Here is a 20,996-nt window from a genome sequence, read left to right as displayed (position 1 = left end):
AATGAAAGAAAACAAGCTTATTAAAGATATCCAGCCAAAGTCTGAGACATTCAAAATAATCCAGAAATATGTTCTGAATAAATATACCATTACCATCTGTATGTTTCTGGTCTGGATGATTTTCTTTGATAAAACCTCTTTCCTTGTTATTAATGAGCTGAACGGCGAGATTAGCCGATATGAAGACCAGCTTGAATATTATAAAACGGAATACGGAAAAAATGATGCCTTTTATAAAAAGCTGATGAACAATAAGTCGGAAAAAGAAAAATACGCCAGAGAAAATTATTTTATGAAAAAACCGGATGAGGAAATCTTTATTCTGGTGGTAGACAGCGCCAATGAGGCCAAAAAGTAGATATTTAAAACATGGGGAGTCAATAAGCTTCGCAGTGAATTGTCAGGAGTCAATTTTATAGATTTAAAACTGATTTGCGAAGCAAAATTCACCATTCACATAAATTATAAACGTAATAGTGAATTTTCAACGGTCAATCGTCAATTTTTAAAAATTCACCATTGACCTGCGAAGCAAAGTTCACTATTGACCATAACAAACAGCCAATGTCAGCAGATATACTTCCAAACTGGGAAAATTTAGTAAGAAAACAACTTAAAACAGATGATATTTATTCCATTCTGAAGAAAGAAAACTTAGAAGGAATAGAGGTGAAACCTTTTTACAGTGATGTACAGAGACCGCTGGTCAATCTGCCGAAAGTTGAAGAAAATACCCATCTGGTAGCCAGATACCATGAGAGCCTGGAAGAAGATGTATTTGCATTTATTTTGGATCACAACGTAGAAAATCTTGAAGAAAAAACAATCTTTGTCAACAATAATGATCTTGCAGGCCACATAAGCCCCAAAGAAGAAGATCAGTATTTCTCACTGATCGATGTTTTCAACGAAAAACAAGGAACTATTGATGACCAGCTGGCCAAAGAACTTTTATCGAAGGATTTCAAAAGAAACATCTGCGTTGATATTTCACTTCATCAGAATGCAGGAGCAGCCATTGATCAGCAGTTAGGAATTGCGTTGGCAAAGGCTAAGGAACTTGCCGAAGTCTATGGTCCTGAAATTTTACGCAAACTGATTTTCAGAATAGCAGTAGGAGGAAACTATTTCTTTGAAATGGCTAAGCTGAGAGCTTTTAAAATAGTCTTTAATCAGCTTTCAAAAGAATATGGCTTAAATGAAACACCATATATTTTTGCCGAAACCTCTTTAAGAAATAAGGCTGTAGCAGACAGTGAAAACAATCTTATCCGTTCAACTCTCGAACTGGCTTCCGCAATGATTGCAGGAGCAGATGCGGTGTTCAGCAACAATTATCTTGTTGACAGAAGTACCGATAACTCTGAAGAGATCTCCTTTAAGCAGCAGATTGTTCTGGCTTATGAAAGTATCATTAATGTATTTGAAGATGCATCGAACGGAAGCTATTATGTTGAAGAGATTACCCGTCAAATCGCTGAAAAATCGTGGGCACTGTTCATTGAAATAGAAGAAGGGGGAGGTTATCTTGAGCTTTTAAAGCAGGGAATTATTCAGAAAAAGATCTATGACCATGCCGTTGAGGAACAGAAATGGGTGGAAGAAGGTAAAATAAAGCTTATTGGAGTCAATTTGTACCCCAAATTAGACGTTACAAGATCAGTAGAAGATCTTTACAATGAAAAAGAAATAAAAGCCGTACGTTGGGCTGAAATGTTTGAGTAATTTACAGGTTCCCCAGATTTCTCAAATACAGTAATCTTAAGAGATATCTGTTATTTTAAACACAATATAATGAAAGAAAATGAGATAAGTTTTTATGTCAGGAAATGCATCTTTTCTGTCTATAATGAGCTTGGACCAGGTTTATTGGAAAAGGTTTATGAAAAAGTTCTGGCTCATGAACTTGAAAATAATGGATTAATGGTAAAAACTCAGGTCCCAATGAACCTTAAGTTTAAGGATACTGTTATAGAATCAGGATTTATTGCGGATATAATTGTTGAAAACAAAGTAATTATAGAGATAAAGGCTATTACAGATACTGACTATATTAATAAAAGTATTTTCAGAAAAGTAAACGGAGAATTAGATTAAAAAAATTATAGATTATTAAACCACAGATTACGCAGATTTACACAGATGATTACATGTGTAAAGTTTTTATTACTTAATTTTAGGATTATGGAAATTAATCGTAAACATCTGTGTAAATCTGCGTAATCTGTGGTTAAGAAAAATAATATCAGCATGTAATGAAAGAAAAGCTAGTCGACTTATTTGAATACACCTACCATTTCAATAAAGAAATGATCAGATATATTTCAGAGCATATCTCGAAAGTTGACGAAAAAACAATCAGCCTTATCAATCATACATTGAACGCCCAGCAGATCTGGAATTCACGAATACTGGGTGAAAAAGCATTCGAAGTCTGGCAGATCAACCCCTTTGAATCTCTTAATGAGATTAACCATCAGAATTTTCTGAAAAGTATTGATATCATTCAGGAACAGGATCTTGATAGTAGGGTGGAATATCAGAATTCCAAAGGAACAAAATTTGAAAACAGTATTTTCGATATGTTGTTCCATGCCGTAAACCATTCAACCTATCACCGGGGCCAGATCAATTCTCTCCTGAAACAGAACGGGATGGATCCGATATTAACAGATTATATTTTTTATAAACGATAATTCTACGAGATCTGTGGAAATAAAAAAATGCTGAATAAAGAAATCCAAAACTATATCAATGCAAATCTAAACACAGACCTGCATTCTTTGTTATTAAAAAAATCCCCGTTTCCAGAGGTTTCCATGCAGGAAATCGTCCAGCAGATCAAAGGAAAACAAACCGCTCAGAAAAAATTTCCTTTTCTGCTGAAAGAAGGAATTGTTTTTCCGCCACAGCTCAATTTAGAGCAAGCATCTTCTGAAAAAACAGCAGAATATAAATCACAAATTCTTAAAGGAAAGAAATTCATTGATTTGACCAGCGGTTTTGGTATTGATGCTTATTATCTGTCCAAAAATTTTGAAGAAGTTACTTTAGTAGAGCAAAATTCAGAATTATTGAAAATTGTAGAACATAACTGGAATATTTTAGATAGAAAAGCCTCATTTGTCAATCAAAATCTTGAAGATTTCCTGACTCACAATAAAGAACATTTTGACGTTATCTATCTGGATCCTGCAAGAAGAGATCAGAATAAAAATAAAGTCTTTCTCCTGGAAGATCTTTCTCCGGATATTCTTCAGATCAAGGAAAAATTGCTTTCTACAGCTGATCAGGTGATCATAAAACTGTCTCCGCTGATTGATCTCAAGTATCTTGTATCAGCTTTACCGGAAATTTTCAGGATAGAAATCATAGCAGTAAGAAATGATGTAAAAGAAGTCATAATTTTTCTTTCCAATGAAAAAAAGAATGAAATAGCAGTTACCTGTGCCAATCTCGAAAGTGGTGAATCTGTTTTTGCATTTAAATTTGGGGAAGAGGAAAATAGTGCTGCCGCCTATTCTGATCCTGAAGAATTCATTTATATTCCCAATAATTCTATTTTAAAGGCAGGCGTTTTTAATCTGATCTCAGAAAGATATAAATTGAAAAAACTTCATCCAAATACTCATATTTATACTTCTGAACAAAAAAATACAGATTTCCCCGGAAGAATTTTACAAATGGAATCTATTGAATCTAAGCAGATTAAAAAGAAAGAACAGTTTAATATCATCACGAAAAATTACCCACTAAAACCTGAAGATATCAAAAAGAAATATGGTATTAAAGATGGTGGAAAAAACTACCTTATTTTTACACAATCCAAAAAAGGTAAAATAATTTTAAAATCACTATAAAAATGTTGCCGTAAAAAGCAGGATTTCTTAATTTTGGGCAATCAAAAATTTAAGCATGAAATCGCTTGCTGTTAAAATAACTATAACCGGCTAAAATAATGCGATTCCATATGACATTTAAAAAATAAATTTTACATATGAAAAAATTCATTATATGTTTAGCTGTTGCAACGATCGCTGTAAGCTGTAAAAAAATACAAGCCGGAGGAAATAAAAATACTTTAAAACTTGAAGAAGGGGTTGAAAGATATTCTGATGACGAGCAGACAAGTGGTGAGCAGGATAACCTGTCTAAGTATAGAGGAGATGCAAACGGAGGTCACGAAACTCCTGCAAAAACGGATACTGCAGGTGCTGTAAAACAAAAAGAAGAAGATAAAGCACATTCTGAAACGACTCCTATACCGGAAGGATCTCAGACTCCTAAGGCTGAACACTAATTTTTTAGTGCACCATATAAAATGTCCCGCAAAAATGTGGGACATTTTTTTTGAGTTTATCCGGCTTGTTGCACTCGCTTATTTCTGAATATTGGGCGGCGGCTTTGCCGCCCGCCCAATACTCAGAAATAAACTCAAACAAATGTTGCAATCGGGGCTAGGGCTGTTATCATTTCATCAATTCATCACATCAAAGTAACAGAAAGCAGGCTTAGAAATCTGCATAATGATAAACCTGAGGAAAATTATATGTTTTTGTTTGCTCCTGCACCCCATTTTTTTTACTTTTAACAAAACAAAATTTTACAATGCAAGAGACATTAAATTACATCAACGAAAACAAACAGCGTTTCGTGGATGAATTATTTGAGTTACTGAGAATTCCTTCTATTTCTGCCGATCCTGCCTACAAAAATGACGTATTGAAATGTGCAGATGTTGTTGCAGAATATCTTAAAAATGCAGGAGCTGACAATGTAGAAGTATGCAAAACCAACGGATATCCTATTGTTTTTGGAGAAAAGCTTTTAGATAAAAACCTGCCAACAGTATTGGTATACGGACATTATGATGTTCAGCCGGCAGATCCATTAGAGCTTTGGACAAAACCACCTTTTGAACCTTATATTGAAAAAACAGAACTTCATCCTGACGGAGCAATTTTTGCTAGAGGCTCAGCAGATGATAAAGGCCAATTTTTCATGCATTTAAAGGCTTTTGAAGCGATGATGAAGACAAATTCTCTACCTTGTAATGTTAAATTTATTTTGGAAGGGGAAGAAGAAGTGGGATCTGTGAGCTTAGGAGATTTCGTTAATGAAAATAAAGAAAAACTGGCTTGTGACTGTATCCTTATCTCAGATACTCATATTTACAGCAATGAGCAGCCTACTGTAACTACAGGATTAAGAGGATTAAGCTATGTAGAAGTTGAAATAGAAGGACCAAACAGAGACCTCCATTCAGGACTTTATGGAGGAGCTGTACCGAATCCTATTCATGTGCTTTCCAGAATGATTGCCAAACTGATTGACGAAGATGGGCATATTACCATCGATGGATTCTATGACAATGTAGAAACCGTATCAGATGCTGAAAGAGCAGATATGAACAAACTGAAGGATAATCCGGAAGAATTCAAGAAATCTATCGGACTGAATGGAGTGGAAGGTGAAAAAAGCTATACAACACTTGAAAGAACCTCTATCCGTCCTACTTTAGACTGTAACGGTATTTGGGGAGGATATACAGGAGAAGGCGCTAAAACAGTAATTCCTTCTAAAGCATCTGCGAAAATCTCAATGCGTCTGGTTCCGTATCAGACACCTGAAGAAATCACAGAAAAATTTACGAAATATTTTGAAAAAATAGCTCCTGAGAATGTAAAAGTAAAAGTTACTCCTCATCACGGAGGGATGCCTTATGTTCTGCCAAGTGATACCAAAGAGTTCCTAGCAGCCAAACAGGCTATGGAAACGGCATTCGGTAAAGAAGTGTTGCCATACAGGAGCGGTGGAAGTATTCCTATTACTTCAATGTTTGAGAAAGTTTTAGGCGCTAAATCTGTTTTAATGGGCTTTGGTCTGGATTCAGATGCAATTCACTCTCCGAATGAACATTACGGTCTTTTCAACTTCTACAAAGGAATTGAAAGTATCCCGTTGTTTTTTGAAAATTATTCAAAATAGTTATTCTTTTAAAAGAATATTATCCCATAAAGGTAAAGCGTTTCGATATCGGAGCGCTTTATTCTTTTTTTATGTTAATATCCCTATCAAATGATATTTTTTTTATTAATCTAAGTGTCTATTTTTAGTTCAATCTAAAAAATAAGACATGAAAAAAATCTACTCAATTGCACTCTGCTTGTTATCAGCAGTTTCTTTCGCACAGCAGACCATTTCCTTTGAAAACTCAGCGGGATTCATTACAGGAAATATTCACGGGCAAGGAACATGGATCAGCACTCCGACAGGTGATATACCGCCCAATGTACTTAATCAGATTATTACAGCCGATGCTGCATCAGATGGCAATAATTCATTGAAAATTGTAAAAGAAAATACCTACGGTACCCAGTCAGTTCCGATAATAGGAGCATTTGACAATCTTTCTGTACCGCTTGCCTATAATAACTTTACTGTTTCTTTTGACATCAATATGTCTCAGCTTAATGGATCTATTTTCAGCTTTCAGGGAGTAAGCAGTGCTGAAGAAAAATATACTGTGAGACTGGACTTTGATAATACAGGAGTCATTAAAGTACTGAAAATGGTTTCAGGAATCCCTGTCATGGAACCAACAGCTACGGTTTGGTCACCCAATCTTTGGTATAAGCTCACCGTAATGGGTACAGCAGCAGATATCAAGTATTATCTGAACGGAATTCTTATTCATACAGCTACAGCTCCGGAATTAATAAATATAGATCAGTTGCGTTTCGTGCATGATAATGCTGATGGAATTGCTTATATTGATAATCTTAAAATTCATACTGAGGCCGTGTTATCTTCAGCAGATATTGCTGTGAATAAAAATAGCATTTCAGTATATCCAAATCCTGTATCAGATATTCTTTATATAAAATCTAAAGAAAATGTAAAAAATGTTGAAATTTTTGATAACACCGGAAGAAAGGGAAACGTCTTCCTAGACAAAGATAAAATGAATGTAAAGAGTCTGGTTCCGGGAGTATATATCATTAATATTGAGACAAACCAAGGTAAAACTACGCAAAAGCTCATCAAAAAATAATATCTGATAAAATCTTAGTATCAGTAAAACGCTCCAATTGGAGCGTTTTTGTTATTTTAGAGAATTAAAATTAAGAAAACATGTCAGAAACTAAAGTAGCTTATATAACCGGAGGAACCAAAGGAATAGGTTTTGGAATAGCCAAAATTTTGCTGGAAAATAATATTTCAGTAGCGTTTTCAGGACGTAAAAGAGATGACGTAGAAAAAGCGGAAGAAGAGTTGAAGCAGTATTCAGAAAATGTTCTGGGTATTGTTTCTGATGTAAGAAGCCTGGAAAGCGAAGAAGAAGCAGTAAAATATACCATTGAAAAATTCGGAAGGCTGGATTTTGTGATTGCCAATGCAGGCCTTGGAATTTTCAAGCCAGTAGATGAATTGACAGCCGAAGAGTGGAATGATATGATAGAAACCAACCTTACCGGTGCTTTCTATACCTTAAAAGCTTCTGTAGAAGAATTAAAAAAAACAGAAGGCTATTATATCACTGTTTCCAGTCTTGCAGGTGCCAACTTCTTTGAAAACGGAACCGGATACAATGCCTCAAAATTTGGAGTTGTAGGGTTTACTCAGGCTGCGATGATCGATCTTAGAAAATACAACATCAAATCCACAGTTATTATGCCTGGATCCGTAGCCACCAACTTCAATGGAAATATTCCTTCAGAAAAAGACAGCTGGAAGATCCAGCCTGAAGATATGGGAAATCTTGTCCTCGATATTTTAAAAATGAATCCGCGTGTTCTGCCCAGCAAGATAGAGTTTAGGGCAACAAAACCAGCCTAGTCATTGCATTTAATGTATTGAATAGTAAAATAATAAGTATTATGCATGCATAATATATTTTTTATTTATATTAGCAAAAGTAAAATATAACAAAATCCCTGCATAAAACAGTAAGGTTTTTTATGCACAAACGGGAAAAAATAAAATAGTACACATGAAAATATTAGTTTGTATCAGTAGTGTTCCGGATACTACTTCCAAGATTAACTTTACGGCAGATAAATCTGCTTTCGACAAAAATGGAATTCAGTGGGTTATCAATCCATTGGATGAATTTGCATTGACAAAAGCAGTTAAACTTCAGGAATCTCAGGGTGCAACTGTAACAGTGATCAACGTAGGAGATACTGCTACAGAACCAGTAATCAGAAAAGCATTAGCTATTGGTGCCAATGATGCTGTAAGAGTAAACCTTGATCCTAAAGACAGCTATTCTACAGCAAAAGAAATTGCTGCTGTAGCTCAAAACGGCGGATACGACCTTATTCTTTGCGGAAAAGAATCTATTGATTACAATGGAGGTTCTGTTCCGGGAATGGTAGCTCAGTTATTGAACCAGCCTTTCGTAAACGCATCTGTAGGATTGGACGTAAACGGAAGCGAAGCTACTGCTGTAAGAGAAATTGAAGGCGGAAAAGAAACAATATCAGTAAAATTACCTGCCGTGATTGCAGGACAAAAAGGATTGGTAGACGAGAAAGACCTTATCATCCCGAATATGAGAGGAATTATGTCTGCAAGAACAAAGCCTTTACAAGTAGTAGAGCCAACTTCTTCTGAGGTGAAAGTTCAGGGCGTATCTTATGACAGTGTTCCGCCAAGAGCAGCTGTGAAAATGGTTTCTCCTGATAACCTGGATGAATTAGTAAGATTACTTCACGAAGAAGCTAAAGTAATCTAAAAATTTAAAAGCCGGAATTCATCAGGTTGGAAATTCAAGAATTTCTATCATGATTCCAATCTTTTAATCCTTAAATTTTTCAATCTTTAAATTTAAAAAAATGGCAGTATTCGTATACGCAGAAAATATAAACGGAGTTTACAAAAAAGCAGCTTTTGAAGCAGTTTCTTATGCTAAAGCAGTGGCAGATCAGGCGGGTGATACCGTTACAGCGATCTCTGTAAACCCTACAGATTCTTCAGATTTATTGTACAAATATGGAGCATCAAACGTTATCAACATCAAAGACGAAGGTCTGAAGAACTTCTCAGCAAAAGCATTTGCCCAGGCTGTAAGTGAAGTGGCAGATGGAAACACGATTGTTTTTCCTCATACCACAGACGCTTCTTCCGTAGCTCCAATGCTTGCGGTAATGAAGAACTATTCTTTAATTACCAACGTTTTGGAAGCGCCTGAAAGCCTTTCTCCATTCCAGGTGAAAAGAAGAGCATTCTCAGGAAAAGGATTTATGCATGCAAAAGCTGAAGGAAATGGAGTGATTATCACAGTTTCACAAAATGCTTATGGAGTGAAAGAAAACGCAGTATCAGGTTCTGAAGAAGTTAAAAACCTTTCAGTAGCTAACGAAGATACTAAAGTGATCTCTCACGAACAGAGTTCCGGTAAATTAGACCTTAAAGAGGCTGAAATCGTTGTTTCTGCAGGAAGAGGGATGAAAGGTCCTGAAAATTGGGGAATGATCGAAGATTTAGCTAATGTTCTTGGTGCTGCTACAGCATGTTCCAAGCCAGTTTCTGATATCGGTTGGAGACCTCACACAGAGCACGTAGGACAGACTGGTAAAGCAATTTCACCTAATCTTTATATCGCAGTAGGGATTTCCGGAGCTATCCAGCACTTAGCTGGGGTTAACTCTTCCAAAACTATCGTAGTAATCAACAACGACGCTGAAGCACCGTTCTTCAAGTCTGCGGATTATGGAGTAGTGGGAGATGCATTCCAGATCATTCCTGCATTAACTGAGAAAATTAAAGCAATAAAAGGATAGAAAGTCAATAGTGAATTTACTCCATAGTCAATAGTAAATTTTAAAATTGACACGAAGTAATTCACGATTTACAATTCACATAAAAAAATAAAAGTTCGGGCTTTTCCGGGCTTTTATTTTTGCGTAAAACTAAAATCACAATAAAAAATTAATCTATATTTGTAGCTATGGATTATAAGCAGCTAATTATTCGCGGAATATCGTACAGCCAGACCCAATCAGGCGCGTACGCTTTGTTACTGGAGCATGAAGAGACACATATAAAATTACCTGTTGTTATAGGAAATTTCGAAGCTCAGTCCATCTCTCTCGGACTGGAAAAAGACATTCATCCGCCCCGTCCGCTTACTCATGATTTATTCACAAAATTTATAGTTTCAGCCAATTATGAATTGGTTTCAGTGATCATCTATCAGATCGTAGACGGCGTATTTTTTTCAAATATCAATTTTAAAAATAAAGCTAACAATGAAGAGCTGATCCTGGATGCAAGAACTTCTGATGCTGTGGCAATGGCTGTAAGATTTGATGCCCCTATTTTTACCACACAGCAGGTCCTGAATGAAGCAGGAATCCTTCTGGAACTGGAAGATGTTTCCAAAGAAGAGCAGCCATTCTCAGAAACCGTGCAGTCTGAAGACAATCTGAAAGCCGTATCTATGGAGGAACTTCAGAAATTACTTGAAGAAGCCGTAAAAGAAGAAGATTTTGATACCGCTCTGGAAATTCAGGAAGAAATTAAAAGGCGAAAAAAAAGAATTGATTAAAAGAGATACTTTATACTAAAATGAATTTAAAATTACGACTGACCATCCTCAGTTTTCTCCAGTTTTTTGTCTGGGGAGCATGGCTGATTACGATGGCTAATTTTTGGTTTGGTACAAAACACTGGGACGGAACCCAGTTTGGAGCCGTTTTCGGAACAATGGGAATAGCTTCTATTTTTATGCCGACCATTACAGGAATTATTGCCGACCGCTGGATCAATGCGGAACGCATCTTTTCTGTACTGCACATCCTTTATGGTGTTATCCTTTTTGTGCTGCCACATTCCGGCGATCCCAATTCTTTTTTCTGGCTCATGCTTCTGGCAATGTGTTTCTACATGCCTACTATTGCCCTTGCTAATTCCATTTCCTATACCATATTGAAGAACAGCAATCTGGATGTAGTGAAAGATTTTCCGCCCATCAGGGTATGGGGAACCATCGGGTTTATCGTAGCAATGTGGATTACCAATCTTACAGGAAACAAAGCAACAGAAGGACAATTTTATATTGGTGGGGCAATTGCCATCTTTTTAGGAATTTATGCTTTAACCCTGCCTAAATGTCCTCCACAGAAGCTGATTGATAAAAGTGCCCCATTATCTGAACAGTTAGGCCTTAATGCATTTAAGCTTTTCGGAAACTATAAAATGGCATTGTTCTTTTTGTTTTCAATGCTGTTGGGAGCAGCGCTTCAGTTGACGAACGCTTATGGAGATGTATTTTTAAGTGAATTTTCACATTTTCCGAAATATGCTGATTCATTTGTAGTACAGAGATCTACAATTATCATGTCTATTTCACAGGTTTCGGAGACTTTATTTATTCTGGCGATTCCTTTCTTCTTGAAGAAATTCGGAATCAAAAAAGTAATGCTGATGTCTATGCTGGCATGGGTGCTTAGATTCGGGTTCTTTGCATATGGTGTTCCGGACGGATTTGGTCTTTCGCTGATCATTTTCTCCTGCATCGTGTACGGAATGGCATTTGACTTCTTCAATATTTCAGGCTCTCTTTTCGTAGAAACCACTACTGATAAAAAGATACGTTCATCTGCTCAGGGGCTATTTATGATGATGACTAATGGTTTTGGTGCCCTTTTCGGAAGTTATATCGCAGGTTGGGCGATTGATAAATTTTTCACCCACAGATTTACGAACGTTTCAGAGTTGTCCACCTACCTGGATACAACGGCAGACAATCCTACTTTCCTGCAGATTCTTAAAGACAGCTTCAATTCAGCTGTAAATCCTGACGGAACGCTTTCATCTGTGGTCATGGTAAAAGACTGGCAGAATATCTGGCTTTCATTTGCTGTCTATGCATTGATTTTAGCCATATTCTTTGCTGTTTTATTCAGACATAAACATAATCCGGAAGAAGTTTCCTCAGTGAAACACTAATTCTACTAAACTTATTATTAAAATATTAAATTGCACTTTTGAAAAAAAAAGTGCAATTTTTTTTTCGGAACCTTACAATAAACTCCATCTTATGGATAGAAGCAATTCATGAAGAACCTCTAAAGAATTTTTTACTGGAAAAATTAAGGCATTCTGATCAATGCACGGGCAAAGAATTTTGGCCAGGGGGAAATTTTCGGAAACTATAAAGCTTTAAGATATTTGTTCAAAAATATTTTTAGATCTGAATTTAATCCTAGGCTGAAGAATAAATATGGACTTCAGATTGGGATCAAATTATAAATACTATTTTTTAAATTTAATAAAAATATCTGTAATTTATTGTTAATGATGTAATTTTAATGATTGTTTATTGATGCTAACGAGTGTTTGTAAGCAAATCCTCCGTTTTTAAAACACACGTTCTGAAACTGTGTTTTTTTTTGTATTTTGGCACTTTAGTAAATATGAAAAATATTCAGTTATTAGGATTGGTATTGGTAGTTATAGGTAGCTTTTTGCCCCTTGTACATGTTCCTATAATCGGAAACTGGAACTACTGGAAGTTAGATCACTATCTTGCTATTGCATGCTGGATCTTTGCTGCATGTGCCGTTTTTGGTGTTGTGAATAACAGTCCGAAAATCGTAAGATTTTTGGGAATACTGCTGATTTTGTTGTTTGCATTTACACTCGTTGCAGTCAAAATGCAGTCTTTAGAATATTTCAGCTTTCTGCCGTTCAAATCATGGAGAGAAACCTTTGCAGGAGTTGTGAAATTGAAATGGGGGTGGATCGTAGAATTTTTAGGAGCCTTTCTGATGGTTTTTGCTGTCGGAAATAAAAAAGTAAATAACCGCACACAGATATGAACCATTTAAAAATTGCATCAGCAGCTGTATTGATGCTTTTATTTTCACAGGCCAAATCTCAAAAGACAACATTTGAAAAGCCGGATCAACCCGTCAAATGTAAAAATATAAGAGATGGAAAATTTCTGCGTGCCAATTATCCGCAAGGAATCTTTTATATGACCATTAAAGATAATATTCAGACCGAATATTTCAATAATGGCAAAGACTATATAAAATCTACACTGGTATTTGTAGACGACTGTAATTATAAAGCCATTGTTTTGGAAAAAACCGAAAAAAATGATCCTGTACAGGTAGGAGATGTCTTTAATAATAAAATTGTAGAAACTCAGGATAATTTACTGAAAATACAATCTAAAGTTGAAAACAATCAGTTCCAGATCATCTACGTTAAAGTAAAAAAATAGAATAGTATAATGAGGCTGTAAAGCCAAATTTGTTAAAATAAGTAAATATAATACACATGAAAGAAGTATTCATCGTTTCCGCAGTAAGAACTCCGATAGGGAGTTTTATGGGAAGCCTTTCAACGGTTCCTGCTACAAAACTGGGATCTGTTGCTGTAAAAGGAGCATTAGATAAAATAAATCTTGATCCTAAGAATGTTCAGGAAATCTATATGGGAAATGTACTGCAGGCAGGAGAAGGCCAGGCGCCAGCTCGTCAGGTAGCTTTAGGCGCAGGTTTGTCTGTTGAAACTCCATCTACTACAGTAAATAAAGTATGTGCTTCAGGAATGAAGGCTGTGACAATGGCTGCACAGGCTATTAAAGCAGGTGATGCTGATGTTATCGTGGCCGGAGGTATGGAAAACATGTCTTCAGTTCCTCATTATTACAATGCAAGAATCGCTACCAAATTAGGCGATATCAAAATGCAGGACGGAATGATGCTGGATGGTCTTACAGATGTATATGGAAAAGTGCATATGGGAGTATGTGCAGAGAAATGTGCTGTAGATTACAGTATTTCAAGAGAGGATCAGGATAACTTTGCTATAGAATCTTATAAAAGGTCTGCAAAAGCCTGGAGTAAAGGAAAATTCACGGAAGAAGTAGTGCCTGTTGAAATTCCTCAGAGAAAAGGAGATCCTGTAATTTTTGCAGAAGACGAAGAATATAAAGCGGTAAACTTTGACAGACTTCCAACACTTCCTACCGTATTCAAAAAAGAAAACGGGACAGTAACAGCAGCTAATGCATCTACACTGAATGACGGAGCTTCTGCATTGATCCTTGTATCTAAAGAGAAAATGGAAGAATTAGGCCTTAAACCTTTAGCTAAGATTATTTCTTATGCTGATGCAGCCCAGGAGCCTGAAAACTTTACAACTGCACCTTCTAAAGCTTTACCAATTGCTCTTAAAAAAGCAGGTTTAGAGATCTCAGATATTGATTTCTTTGAATTCAATGAAGCATTTTCTGTTGTAGGATTGGCCAATAATAAAATCTTAGGATTGGATGCATCAAAAGTTAACGTAAACGGTGGAGCAGTAGCTATCGGACATCCGCTGGGAAGTTCAGGATCAAGAATCATTGTTACACTGATTAACGTATTGAAGCAGAATAATGCCAAATACGGTGCTGCAGCAATCTGTAACGGTGGTGGTGGTGCTTCTGCTATCGTGATTGAAAATATCTAAAATTCTTTAAAAGAATATTTTACCATTAAGGAATCGATAATTTTTCTAAATTCTTATCGATTTCTTAATGGTTTTTCTATTTTTGTGCTACTAATATTTATTTGAAATGTCTGAAATTGAGAATCAACAGCCTCAAAACATAAAGAATAATCCACGGATTATGAAAGCCTGGGCTGTATACGACTGGGCGAATTCTGTTTATTCATTGGTTATTACCTCTACTATTTTCCCTATTTATTATTCCATACTCACTACTGCTTACGAGAAAAAGGAGTATGTGGAAGAAACAAAATCATGGATTGATGTTCCGGTAAGACACATGATCAAAATCTTTGGCAGAGAATATCAGCCTGATGCCGTGTACGGATATTCATTGACCATATCATTTTTTATCGTAGTGTTACTTTCTCCGTTCTTGTCTTCTTTGGCCGATACGATTGGAAATAAGAAATCTTTCCTGCAGTTTTTCTGCTATCTGGGGGCCACTTCATGTATGGGATTGGCTATGTTTACGGGAATGCATAATGTCTTTTTAGGTCTTCTCTTCAGCATTACGGCGAGTGTAGGATTCTGGGGAAGCTTAGTATTTTATAACTCCTTTCTCCCGGATATTGCCACACGGGATAAGCAGGATGCACTTTCTGCCAAAGGATATGTGTATGGCTATATAGGTTCCGTAGTCCTTGTTGTAATCTGTCTGGTACTGATTCAGGTTTTTGCAAAAGGAGCGGCACAGCAGCTTTTATTTACAAGAATCAGCTTCCTGTTAACCGGTGCATGGTGGTTTGGGTTCTCCCAATACACATTCAAACATCTTCCGCAATTTGGAGATGTGAAAGAAAAGCTACCAAAAGACTTAGTGCTTTTAAATTATAAAAACATCTTTAAAAAGCATGAGGAGCAAGGAGGTTTCTTTGAAGTGCTGAAAGACAACATGAGCTTTTATAAAGACATTGCCAAAGAAAGTTTCCACGAACTTTTCAAAGTAGGTAGAGTGCTCTTTAAAGATAGAAATTTAAAATTCTTCCTTTCCAGTTTCTTCTTTTACAGTGTCGGGATGCAAACTATCTTCCTGATGGCAACCTTATTCGGGAAAAGTGAGATCAACCTTGCTCAGGATAAGTTGATCGGAACTCTTTTAGTGATTCAGATCGAAGCGATTATAGGAGCGGTAATTTTCTCCAGGTTATCAAGAAAAATAGGAAACAGGAACGTTATTTCAATTGCTATTGTTTTATGGATTGTAGCCTGCCTTTGGGCCTACTTCCTGAACAAAGAAAATCCAACGGTAGAGTATCAGTTCTATGGAGTAGCAGCTGTAGTAGGATTAGTTATGGGAGGGCTGCAAGCCATGTCCAGATCTACTTATTCAAAGCTTCTTCCGGAGAATTCTATGGAAAATACAACCTATTTCAGTTTCTATGATGTATTGGAAAAAATAGCCATTATTATTGGTACATTTATTTTTGCTACTTTGATAGAGCATTTTAATAATATGCGTATTGCAGCGCTTTCCATGACCTTATTCTTTGGAGTCGGGCTTGTTTTGATAAGATTTTTAAAAGTCAATATGTTGAAAGACAGAGATACTTTATAAACAAGAAGGTGCTATTTTTATAGCACCTTTTTTATTGATTAAAAACTAATCATATATTGCATTGACTAGTCCTGAAAATCTGATACAGATTCAAGGACAAAAATAAATAATTAAACCAGAGCAAATTTGTTTTTGCTTTGGTTTTTGCTTTTATAAGTTTTCATTTTGACTTCTTTTTGTTGATGCATTTGATTTGGGGTTAAATAATGATTCGAAAAATGAGGTCGTAATTCATTATAAATTCCAATAGCTTCATTGACTATTGTTCTTCTAAGGGAAGTTTCAATATCATATTTATCGATATCAAATTCTTGTTTTAAAATACCATTCACTCTCTCTGCAACAGCATTTTCGTAAGGGTCGGAATTCTGTGTCATACTGCATTTTAATTGATGCTTTTTCAAAATCCTTTGATACTCATTTGAACAATATTGTAAGCCTTTGTCAGAATGATGGATCAGTGGTTCTTTTTCAATGTTATTGCTCTTTAATGCCTTTCTCAATGCTACAAGGCTGCTTTCTGTATTAAGGTTGTCTGCAACATGATATCCAACGATTTTCTTGGAATAAGCATCAGTTATCAGGCTTAGATAACTTGGCTTTTTTCTATTCCCGATATAGGTAATATCTGCTACCCAAACCTGGTTGGGTTTGTTTATACTATAATCCAGAATCAGGTTTTTATGCTTTCTGAATCGATGATGAGAATTCGTTGTGATACAATAGCTTCTCTTGGGAATTATGAGTAGATGATTAGCTCTCAGAATATCAAAAAACTTATCCCTCCCTATTTTCAAAGACCTTAAAGGTTCCTTTAAAAGAAAATACAGCTTCCTGCCTCCTAATTTTGGCATTTTTACGCGAATATCTTCTACCAGTTTAATCACTTTCGAAGCTTTGCTTTGTGAGCTTTTATGCCGTTTGATACTTCTATAATAGACTTGTCTATCCAATCCGAACAATTCGCAGGTAAAGATTAGCGTTTCTTTTTCTTCACTGCGGAAGTGACTGATTGTTCGGATGGTAAGTTTTTTCTGATATCAATATCATATTCTTTCTCGGCAAGATTAATCATCATATCGAAAAATATGACCTTTTTATCTGCAATGTAAGCCTGTTTCTCTAAAAATGCTTTCTGCTTTTCAAGCAGTTTAACTTCAGCTTCCAATTCCATAATACGCTGTTCCGGAGTCTTTTTCATGCTAAATGACGTTTGGTTTTCCCAATCAAAGGTACCATATTTTCTAAGCCAACTAACAATCGTAGAGCGTGATTGGATACCGTATTTTTTACGACACTCAGTGATTCCTGACTTTCCTGCTTCTATTTCTCTTACAATTTGAAGCTTCAAACTCAAATTGTAATCTCTCTGTGTACGTTTGATGTACGCCGTTTCTAAATGTTCTTCCATAACGATTCTTTTTTTGTGTATCGATATTTCAGGACTAGACACATCATTAATAAAAAAAGCTTGAGTTCATCAGGCTTTTTTGTTGTATTTAAATATCAGCACTTCATTTTTTCTGAATTGATTAAAATCAGAAATATGCTTTTGTATAAATAAATTGGAATTCGGCGTGAGTTTTGCTTATATTCAGCGGAATAATTTTAACTTTGTAAAAAGATTTATTGTCACAATGACGAACCCTCTATTTTATGCAAAAATAATCCTGTTTGGAGAATATGGAATGATTGAAGATTCCCAGGGGCTTGTAGTACCTTACAGTTTCTATAAGGGAACCTTGAAATTCTCAGATCTGAGTTCTGAATTTGAACTTAAATCCAACAGACATCTGCAGAAATATTCTGACTTTCTTACGACCCTTGATCTTTCCGATGATTTTAAATTGGATATTGAAAGCTTTAAAAAAGATATCGCATCAGGGCTTTTCTTTGATTCCAATATTCCTCAGGGATATGGAGTAGGAAGTTCAGGAGCTTTGGTAGCCGCTATTTTTGAAAAATATGCAATCAGAAAGCTTGATCCCGAACAGATTTCAAAAGATAATCTGAAAAAATTAAAAAATGTTTTCGGTGAGATGGAAAGCTATTTCCATGGTAAAAGTTCAGGTATGGATCCTCTGATCTGCTACATGAACCTGCCAATCCTTATCGAAAATAAAGAAAACCTGGATAGAGTATCCATTCCTGATGGCGAGAAAGGGAAAGGAGCAATATTTCTTATCGACAGTGGAATAACCGGGGAAACAGGACCGATGATTCAGATCTTCTTTGAAAAAATGAAAACAGAGGGATTCCGCAAAACATTAAAAGAGGAATTCATCCGTTACAACAACGCCTGTATTGAATCTTTCCTTAAAAAAGATATGAATCCTTTCTTCAGAAACCTGAAAAAGCTTTCCCATTGGGCCTATGAACATTTCCGTCCGATGATTCCTGAAAGTATTTTCAACATCTGGAAAAAAGGGCTGGATTCTAATGCCTATTATCTGAAACTCTGCGGAAGCGGCGGCGGCGGATATATTCTGGGCTTCACAAAAGACTACGCAAAAGCCGAAAAAATGCTTGACGGCTTCCAAAAAGAGGTGATTTATAGATTTTAAAAGTGCTGGAATGAATTCTGAAAAAGAAACTTTCCAATCTAAAAACTATATCTCTAAATCTATATTTTACAGATTGTCACAATTTGTGGGCTTTCTGATCGGTGCCAGATTTTTTGTTGCCATATTACTGACTTTTGCCCTGTATGTTTCTACTTTTTTCCTGTTCAATCAGGATGAAACCTTCAGAAAATTTGTCTTCGATTTTAAAGTGCACGGTATTATTTTCTGTACTGTTATTACCATTCTTGCAGGGGGAATCATCAACCAGTTTTATGATCGCGAAAAAGATCATCTGGTAAAACCCTTCAGGACCAGAATCCAAAGTTTTATCAAACAGAAATATTTTTTATATGCTTATCTGGCACTCGGAATTATTTCTCTTGGAGTTGCATGGATGATCTCCCATAAAGTTTTTGCCTTTTTTGTAGTATATCAGTTTTTTATGTGGTTTTACAGCCATAAATTAAGTAGAATGTTGATCATCAATAATCTTACTTTTGTAAGCCTTACGCTGTATCCTTTTTTTGGAATGATGGTTTATTATGAAACTTTTTCAAAGAAGGTACTTCTGATGGCCATTTTTCTTTTTCTGATTCTTTTATGCATTGATATTGTCAAAGATATGTTGACCAAAAGCGTAGACAAAGCATTTGGTTATGTAACAATCCCTAATTATTTTAAAAACAGAAATACCCGGATCATTATTATTTCTTTACTCATGATCACAATGGCTGTTTCTATGAAGCTTATTATAAAAACCGGAATTTCCGGGTTCATGGCCTATTATTTTACCGGAGGTCTTTTTGTGATGATCCTTTGTATCTATCTTTTGCTAGACTCTTCAAGGAAGAGTAAATTCTTCACCCTCAATATATTACGGTTTTGGGTTTTCATCGGAATTATTGCCATGCTTCTGAATGGAATAGAAAGCAAATTATAGAAAAAATTCTTTAAATAAGCTGATGTTATTATTACCTTTGCAAAACTAAATTTAATATAAAGGAATGCCCATTTTTAACGATACTAAAGTTGCATTTGCAGACAAGTCTGATGCACAATTGAGAAAGGCGTACTGGATGTTTAAAATGATTGAACAGCCCGCTCTTACCAACCTTGGAACTTCTGTCCTTAATTTTACGGTACATAATAATTTTCCTTTCGTGAACGGAATTGTAAAAAGCACTTTGTTTGAGCAGTTCTGTGGAGGGGAAACCCGTGAAGAAAGTATGAAGGCGGTGAAACAACTTTTCAAAAGAGGAGTGGGAAGTATTTTCGATTATTCTATTGAAGGAAAGGAAGATGAAGAAACTTTTGATGCAGTATGTAAAGAAATCAAAGATATCATCAGATTTTCTGTAGGAAATCCTGCTATTCCTTTCATTGTTTTTAAACCTACCGCTTTTGGTAGAATTGATCTTTATGAAGCTGTTGGAAAAGGAACCGAGCTTACTTCAAGTCAGAAAGAAGAATGGGCAAGAGTGGTGAAAAGATTTGATGAAGTATGCAGTCTGTGTCATGAAAATGATAAAAAAGTGATGGTAGATGCAGAAGAAACCTGGATGCAGGATTCGGCAGACCATCTTTGTGAGCAGATGATGGAGAAATATAACCAGAAAAAACCGATCGTATGGAATACGATTCAAATGTATAGAACCGGAAGACTGGAGTATATGGAGCAGCATCTGCAGAGAGCAAGAGAAAAGAATTATTTCATCGGATATAAGATTGTTCGTGGAGCGTACATGGAAAAAGAAAGAGCCCGAGCTTCAGAAAAAGGATATCCTGATCCAATCCAGCCTAATAAAGAAGCATCTGATACCAATTATAATGCGGGAATTGATTTTGTGATGAATCATCTAGATAAAGTTTCAGCATTTTTCGGTACCCATAATGAGGTCTCTTCTGAATTGGTGATGGATAAAATGAAATCCAAATCACTGGAAAACGGAAATCCACATGTTTATTTTGGCCAGCTTTACGGGATGAGTGATAATATTACATTCTATCTGTCTGATAAAGGCTATAATGTGGCTAAATACCTTCCGTATGGACCCGTAAAGGATGTTGTGCCTTATCTTACAAGAAGAGCCAGAGAAAACACCTCTGTAGCGGGACAGACAGGAAGAGAATTAGGGCTGATTAAGAAAGAGCTTGAAAGAAGAAAAAAATAGTACTGTTTACAAATAATATGGATAAGACCTGCAGATTTCTGCAGGTCTGTTTATTTTAAATATTCTCACAAAATCCTGTATTATCATTAGTTTTACTAAAATTCTTCATTAATAATAATTTTATATATTTTAATATTTGTTGTTTATAATTCAAAATTATTAACTTTTTATTGTTTAATAAATTGTAAT

Annotated in this window: 22 protein-coding genes; 20 read left to right on the top strand and 2 right to left on the bottom strand. The window is 35.7% G+C overall.

Translation table 11 applies throughout. From position 1 onward, the window contains the following. The first annotated feature begins 1 nt into the window (after nt 1). The 17 genes from QF044_RS08920 (at nt 2) to QF044_RS08840 (ending at nt 16,072) form a co-directional block, all read left to right on the top strand. The gene (locus QF044_RS08920) at nt 2-358 is read left to right on the top strand and encodes a septum formation initiator family protein (protein ID WP_307265995.1); all 357 of its coding nucleotides are present in this window, start codon (nt 2-4) and stop codon (nt 356-358) included. Nucleotides 359-564: 206 nt separating this feature from the next. Beyond that, nucleotides 565-1,725 carry a methylmalonyl-CoA mutase family protein gene (locus QF044_RS08915; RefSeq protein WP_307265994.1) on the top strand — a complete coding sequence of 387 codons (1,161 nt, stop codon included), beginning with the start codon at nt 565-567 and terminating at the stop codon, nt 1,723-1,725. 69 nt (nt 1,726-1,794) lie between these two features. Next, nucleotides 1,795-2,097 (top strand): GxxExxY protein, encoded by a 303-nt coding sequence (locus tag QF044_RS08910; protein WP_307265993.1) that lies wholly within the window; start codon nt 1,795-1,797, stop codon nt 2,095-2,097. 158 nt (nt 2,098-2,255) lie between these two features. Then, the gene (locus QF044_RS08905; RefSeq protein WP_307265991.1) at nt 2,256-2,696 is read left to right on the top strand and encodes a DinB family protein; all 441 of its coding nucleotides are present in this window, start codon (nt 2,256-2,258) and stop codon (nt 2,694-2,696) included. Nucleotides 2,697-2,723: 27 nt separating this feature from the next. Next, nucleotides 2,724-3,860, top strand: a complete 1,137-nt coding sequence (locus QF044_RS08900) for a class I SAM-dependent methyltransferase (RefSeq protein ID WP_307265989.1) — start codon at nt 2,724-2,726, stop codon at nt 3,858-3,860. Between the two features lie 137 nt (nt 3,861-3,997). After that, nucleotides 3,998-4,300, top strand: coding sequence for a hypothetical protein (locus QF044_RS08895; RefSeq protein WP_307265988.1), 303 nt, complete (start codon nt 3,998-4,000; stop codon nt 4,298-4,300). Nucleotides 4,301-4,608: 308 nt separating this feature from the next. Continuing rightward, the gene (locus QF044_RS08890) at nt 4,609-5,988 is read left to right on the top strand and encodes a dipeptidase (protein WP_307265986.1); all 1,380 of its coding nucleotides are present in this window, start codon (nt 4,609-4,611) and stop codon (nt 5,986-5,988) included. A 148-nt stretch (nt 5,989-6,136) separates the two neighbouring features. Then, the gene (locus tag QF044_RS08885) at nt 6,137-7,054 is read left to right on the top strand and encodes a T9SS type A sorting domain-containing protein (RefSeq protein ID WP_307265985.1); all 918 of its coding nucleotides are present in this window, start codon (nt 6,137-6,139) and stop codon (nt 7,052-7,054) included. Between the two features lie 80 nt (nt 7,055-7,134). Next, nucleotides 7,135-7,839, top strand: coding sequence for an SDR family oxidoreductase (locus tag QF044_RS08880; protein ID WP_307265984.1), 705 nt, complete (start codon nt 7,135-7,137; stop codon nt 7,837-7,839). A gap of 154 nt (nt 7,840-7,993) precedes the next feature. Next, nucleotides 7,994-8,740 (top strand): electron transfer flavoprotein subunit beta/FixA family protein, encoded by a 747-nt coding sequence (locus QF044_RS08875; protein ID WP_307265983.1) that lies wholly within the window; start codon nt 7,994-7,996, stop codon nt 8,738-8,740. Nucleotides 8,741-8,840: 100 nt separating this feature from the next. Next, nucleotides 8,841-9,788 carry an electron transfer flavoprotein subunit alpha/FixB family protein gene (locus QF044_RS08870; RefSeq protein ID WP_307265982.1) on the top strand — a complete coding sequence of 316 codons (948 nt, stop codon included), beginning with the start codon at nt 8,841-8,843 and terminating at the stop codon, nt 9,786-9,788. 167 nt (nt 9,789-9,955) lie between these two features. Next, nucleotides 9,956-10,555, top strand: a complete 600-nt coding sequence (locus QF044_RS08865) for a bifunctional nuclease family protein (RefSeq protein WP_307265981.1) — start codon at nt 9,956-9,958, stop codon at nt 10,553-10,555. Nucleotides 10,556-10,575: 20 nt separating this feature from the next. Continuing rightward, complete coding sequence (locus tag QF044_RS08860; protein WP_307265979.1) at nt 10,576-11,958, top strand: nucleoside permease; 1,383 nt, start codon at nt 10,576-10,578, stop codon at nt 11,956-11,958. Nucleotides 11,959-12,425: 467 nt separating this feature from the next. Then, nucleotides 12,426-12,830, top strand: a complete 405-nt coding sequence (locus tag QF044_RS08855; RefSeq protein WP_307265977.1) for a hypothetical protein — start codon at nt 12,426-12,428, stop codon at nt 12,828-12,830. Continuing rightward, a complete protein-coding gene (locus tag QF044_RS08850; protein ID WP_307265976.1) occupies nt 12,827-13,240 on the top strand; it encodes a hypothetical protein in 414 nt (137 codons plus the stop codon). Before QF044_RS08855 ends, QF044_RS08850 begins: the two co-directional genes overlap by 4 nt. A gap of 56 nt (nt 13,241-13,296) precedes the next feature. Then, nucleotides 13,297-14,475, top strand: coding sequence for an acetyl-CoA C-acyltransferase (locus QF044_RS08845; protein ID WP_307265975.1), 1,179 nt, complete (start codon nt 13,297-13,299; stop codon nt 14,473-14,475). Nucleotides 14,476-14,581: 106 nt separating this feature from the next. After that, entirely contained in the window at nt 14,582-16,072 is a 1,491-nt protein-coding gene (locus QF044_RS08840; protein ID WP_307265973.1) for an MFS transporter, read from the top strand. A gap of 110 nt (nt 16,073-16,182) precedes the next feature. Here the strand turns inward: QF044_RS08840 and QF044_RS08835 are convergent, their stop codons facing one another. Together QF044_RS08835 and QF044_RS08830 are read right to left on the bottom strand one after the other, a co-directional pair. Then, nucleotides 16,183-17,025 carry an IS3 family transposase gene (locus QF044_RS08835; RefSeq protein ID WP_307265972.1) on the bottom strand — a complete coding sequence of 281 codons (843 nt, stop codon included), beginning with the start codon at nt 17,023-17,025 and terminating at the stop codon, nt 16,183-16,185. A gap of 23 nt (nt 17,026-17,048) precedes the next feature. Further along, a complete protein-coding gene (locus QF044_RS08830) occupies nt 17,049-17,483 on the bottom strand; it encodes a helix-turn-helix domain-containing protein (RefSeq protein ID WP_307265971.1) in 435 nt (144 codons plus the stop codon). Between the two features lie 226 nt (nt 17,484-17,709). Here QF044_RS08830 and QF044_RS08825 point away from each other — a divergent pair, with 226 nt between their 5' ends. From QF044_RS08825 to QF044_RS08815, 3 genes are all read left to right on the top strand, one after another. Beyond that, nucleotides 17,710-18,636, top strand: a complete 927-nt coding sequence (locus tag QF044_RS08825) for a mevalonate kinase (protein ID WP_307265970.1) — start codon at nt 17,710-17,712, stop codon at nt 18,634-18,636. Between the two features lie 10 nt (nt 18,637-18,646). After that, nucleotides 18,647-19,576 carry a UbiA family prenyltransferase gene (locus QF044_RS08820; RefSeq protein WP_307265968.1) on the top strand — a complete coding sequence of 310 codons (930 nt, stop codon included), beginning with the start codon at nt 18,647-18,649 and terminating at the stop codon, nt 19,574-19,576. Between the two features lie 64 nt (nt 19,577-19,640). Continuing rightward, nucleotides 19,641-20,807 (top strand): proline dehydrogenase family protein, encoded by a 1,167-nt coding sequence (locus QF044_RS08815; RefSeq protein ID WP_307265967.1) that lies wholly within the window; start codon nt 19,641-19,643, stop codon nt 20,805-20,807. Nucleotides 20,808-20,996 lie beyond the last annotated feature (189 nt).

The organism is Chryseobacterium sp. W4I1, from assembly GCF_030816115.1.
Classification (GTDB): Bacteria; Bacteroidota; Bacteroidia; order Flavobacteriales; family Weeksellaceae; genus Chryseobacterium.
This window is presented reverse-complemented; position numbering and strand designations above follow the sequence as displayed.

Coding starts and splice junctions, on each gene's coding strand:
- QF044_RS08920 (WP_307265995.1), top strand. CDS start 2: ATGAAAGAAAACAAGCTTATTAAAGATATCCAGCCAAAGTCTGAGACA.
- QF044_RS08915 (WP_307265994.1), top strand. CDS start 565: ATGTCAGCAGATATACTTCCAAACTGGGAAAATTTAGTAAGAAAACAA.
- QF044_RS08910 (WP_307265993.1), top strand. CDS start 1,795: ATGAAAGAAAATGAGATAAGTTTTTATGTCAGGAAATGCATCTTTTCT.
- QF044_RS08905 (WP_307265991.1), top strand. CDS start 2,256: ATGAAAGAAAAGCTAGTCGACTTATTTGAATACACCTACCATTTCAAT.
- QF044_RS08900 (WP_307265989.1), top strand. CDS start 2,724: ATGCTGAATAAAGAAATCCAAAACTATATCAATGCAAATCTAAACACA.
- QF044_RS08895 (WP_307265988.1), top strand. CDS start 3,998: ATGAAAAAATTCATTATATGTTTAGCTGTTGCAACGATCGCTGTAAGC.
- QF044_RS08890 (WP_307265986.1), top strand. CDS start 4,609: ATGCAAGAGACATTAAATTACATCAACGAAAACAAACAGCGTTTCGTG.
- QF044_RS08885 (WP_307265985.1), top strand. CDS start 6,137: ATGAAAAAAATCTACTCAATTGCACTCTGCTTGTTATCAGCAGTTTCT.
- QF044_RS08880 (WP_307265984.1), top strand. CDS start 7,135: ATGTCAGAAACTAAAGTAGCTTATATAACCGGAGGAACCAAAGGAATA.
- QF044_RS08875 (WP_307265983.1), top strand. CDS start 7,994: ATGAAAATATTAGTTTGTATCAGTAGTGTTCCGGATACTACTTCCAAG.
- QF044_RS08870 (WP_307265982.1), top strand. CDS start 8,841: ATGGCAGTATTCGTATACGCAGAAAATATAAACGGAGTTTACAAAAAA.
- QF044_RS08865 (WP_307265981.1), top strand. CDS start 9,956: ATGGATTATAAGCAGCTAATTATTCGCGGAATATCGTACAGCCAGACC.
- QF044_RS08860 (WP_307265979.1), top strand. CDS start 10,576: ATGAATTTAAAATTACGACTGACCATCCTCAGTTTTCTCCAGTTTTTT.
- QF044_RS08855 (WP_307265977.1), top strand. CDS start 12,426: ATGAAAAATATTCAGTTATTAGGATTGGTATTGGTAGTTATAGGTAGC.
- QF044_RS08850 (WP_307265976.1), top strand. CDS start 12,827: ATGAACCATTTAAAAATTGCATCAGCAGCTGTATTGATGCTTTTATTT.
- QF044_RS08845 (WP_307265975.1), top strand. CDS start 13,297: ATGAAAGAAGTATTCATCGTTTCCGCAGTAAGAACTCCGATAGGGAGT.
- QF044_RS08840 (WP_307265973.1), top strand. CDS start 14,582: ATGTCTGAAATTGAGAATCAACAGCCTCAAAACATAAAGAATAATCCA.
- QF044_RS08830 (WP_307265971.1), bottom strand. CDS start 17,483: ATGGAAGAACATTTAGAAACGGCGTACATCAAACGTACACAGAGAGAT.
- QF044_RS08825 (WP_307265970.1), top strand. CDS start 17,710: ATGACGAACCCTCTATTTTATGCAAAAATAATCCTGTTTGGAGAATAT.
- QF044_RS08820 (WP_307265968.1), top strand. CDS start 18,647: ATGAATTCTGAAAAAGAAACTTTCCAATCTAAAAACTATATCTCTAAA.
- QF044_RS08815 (WP_307265967.1), top strand. CDS start 19,641: ATGCCCATTTTTAACGATACTAAAGTTGCATTTGCAGACAAGTCTGAT.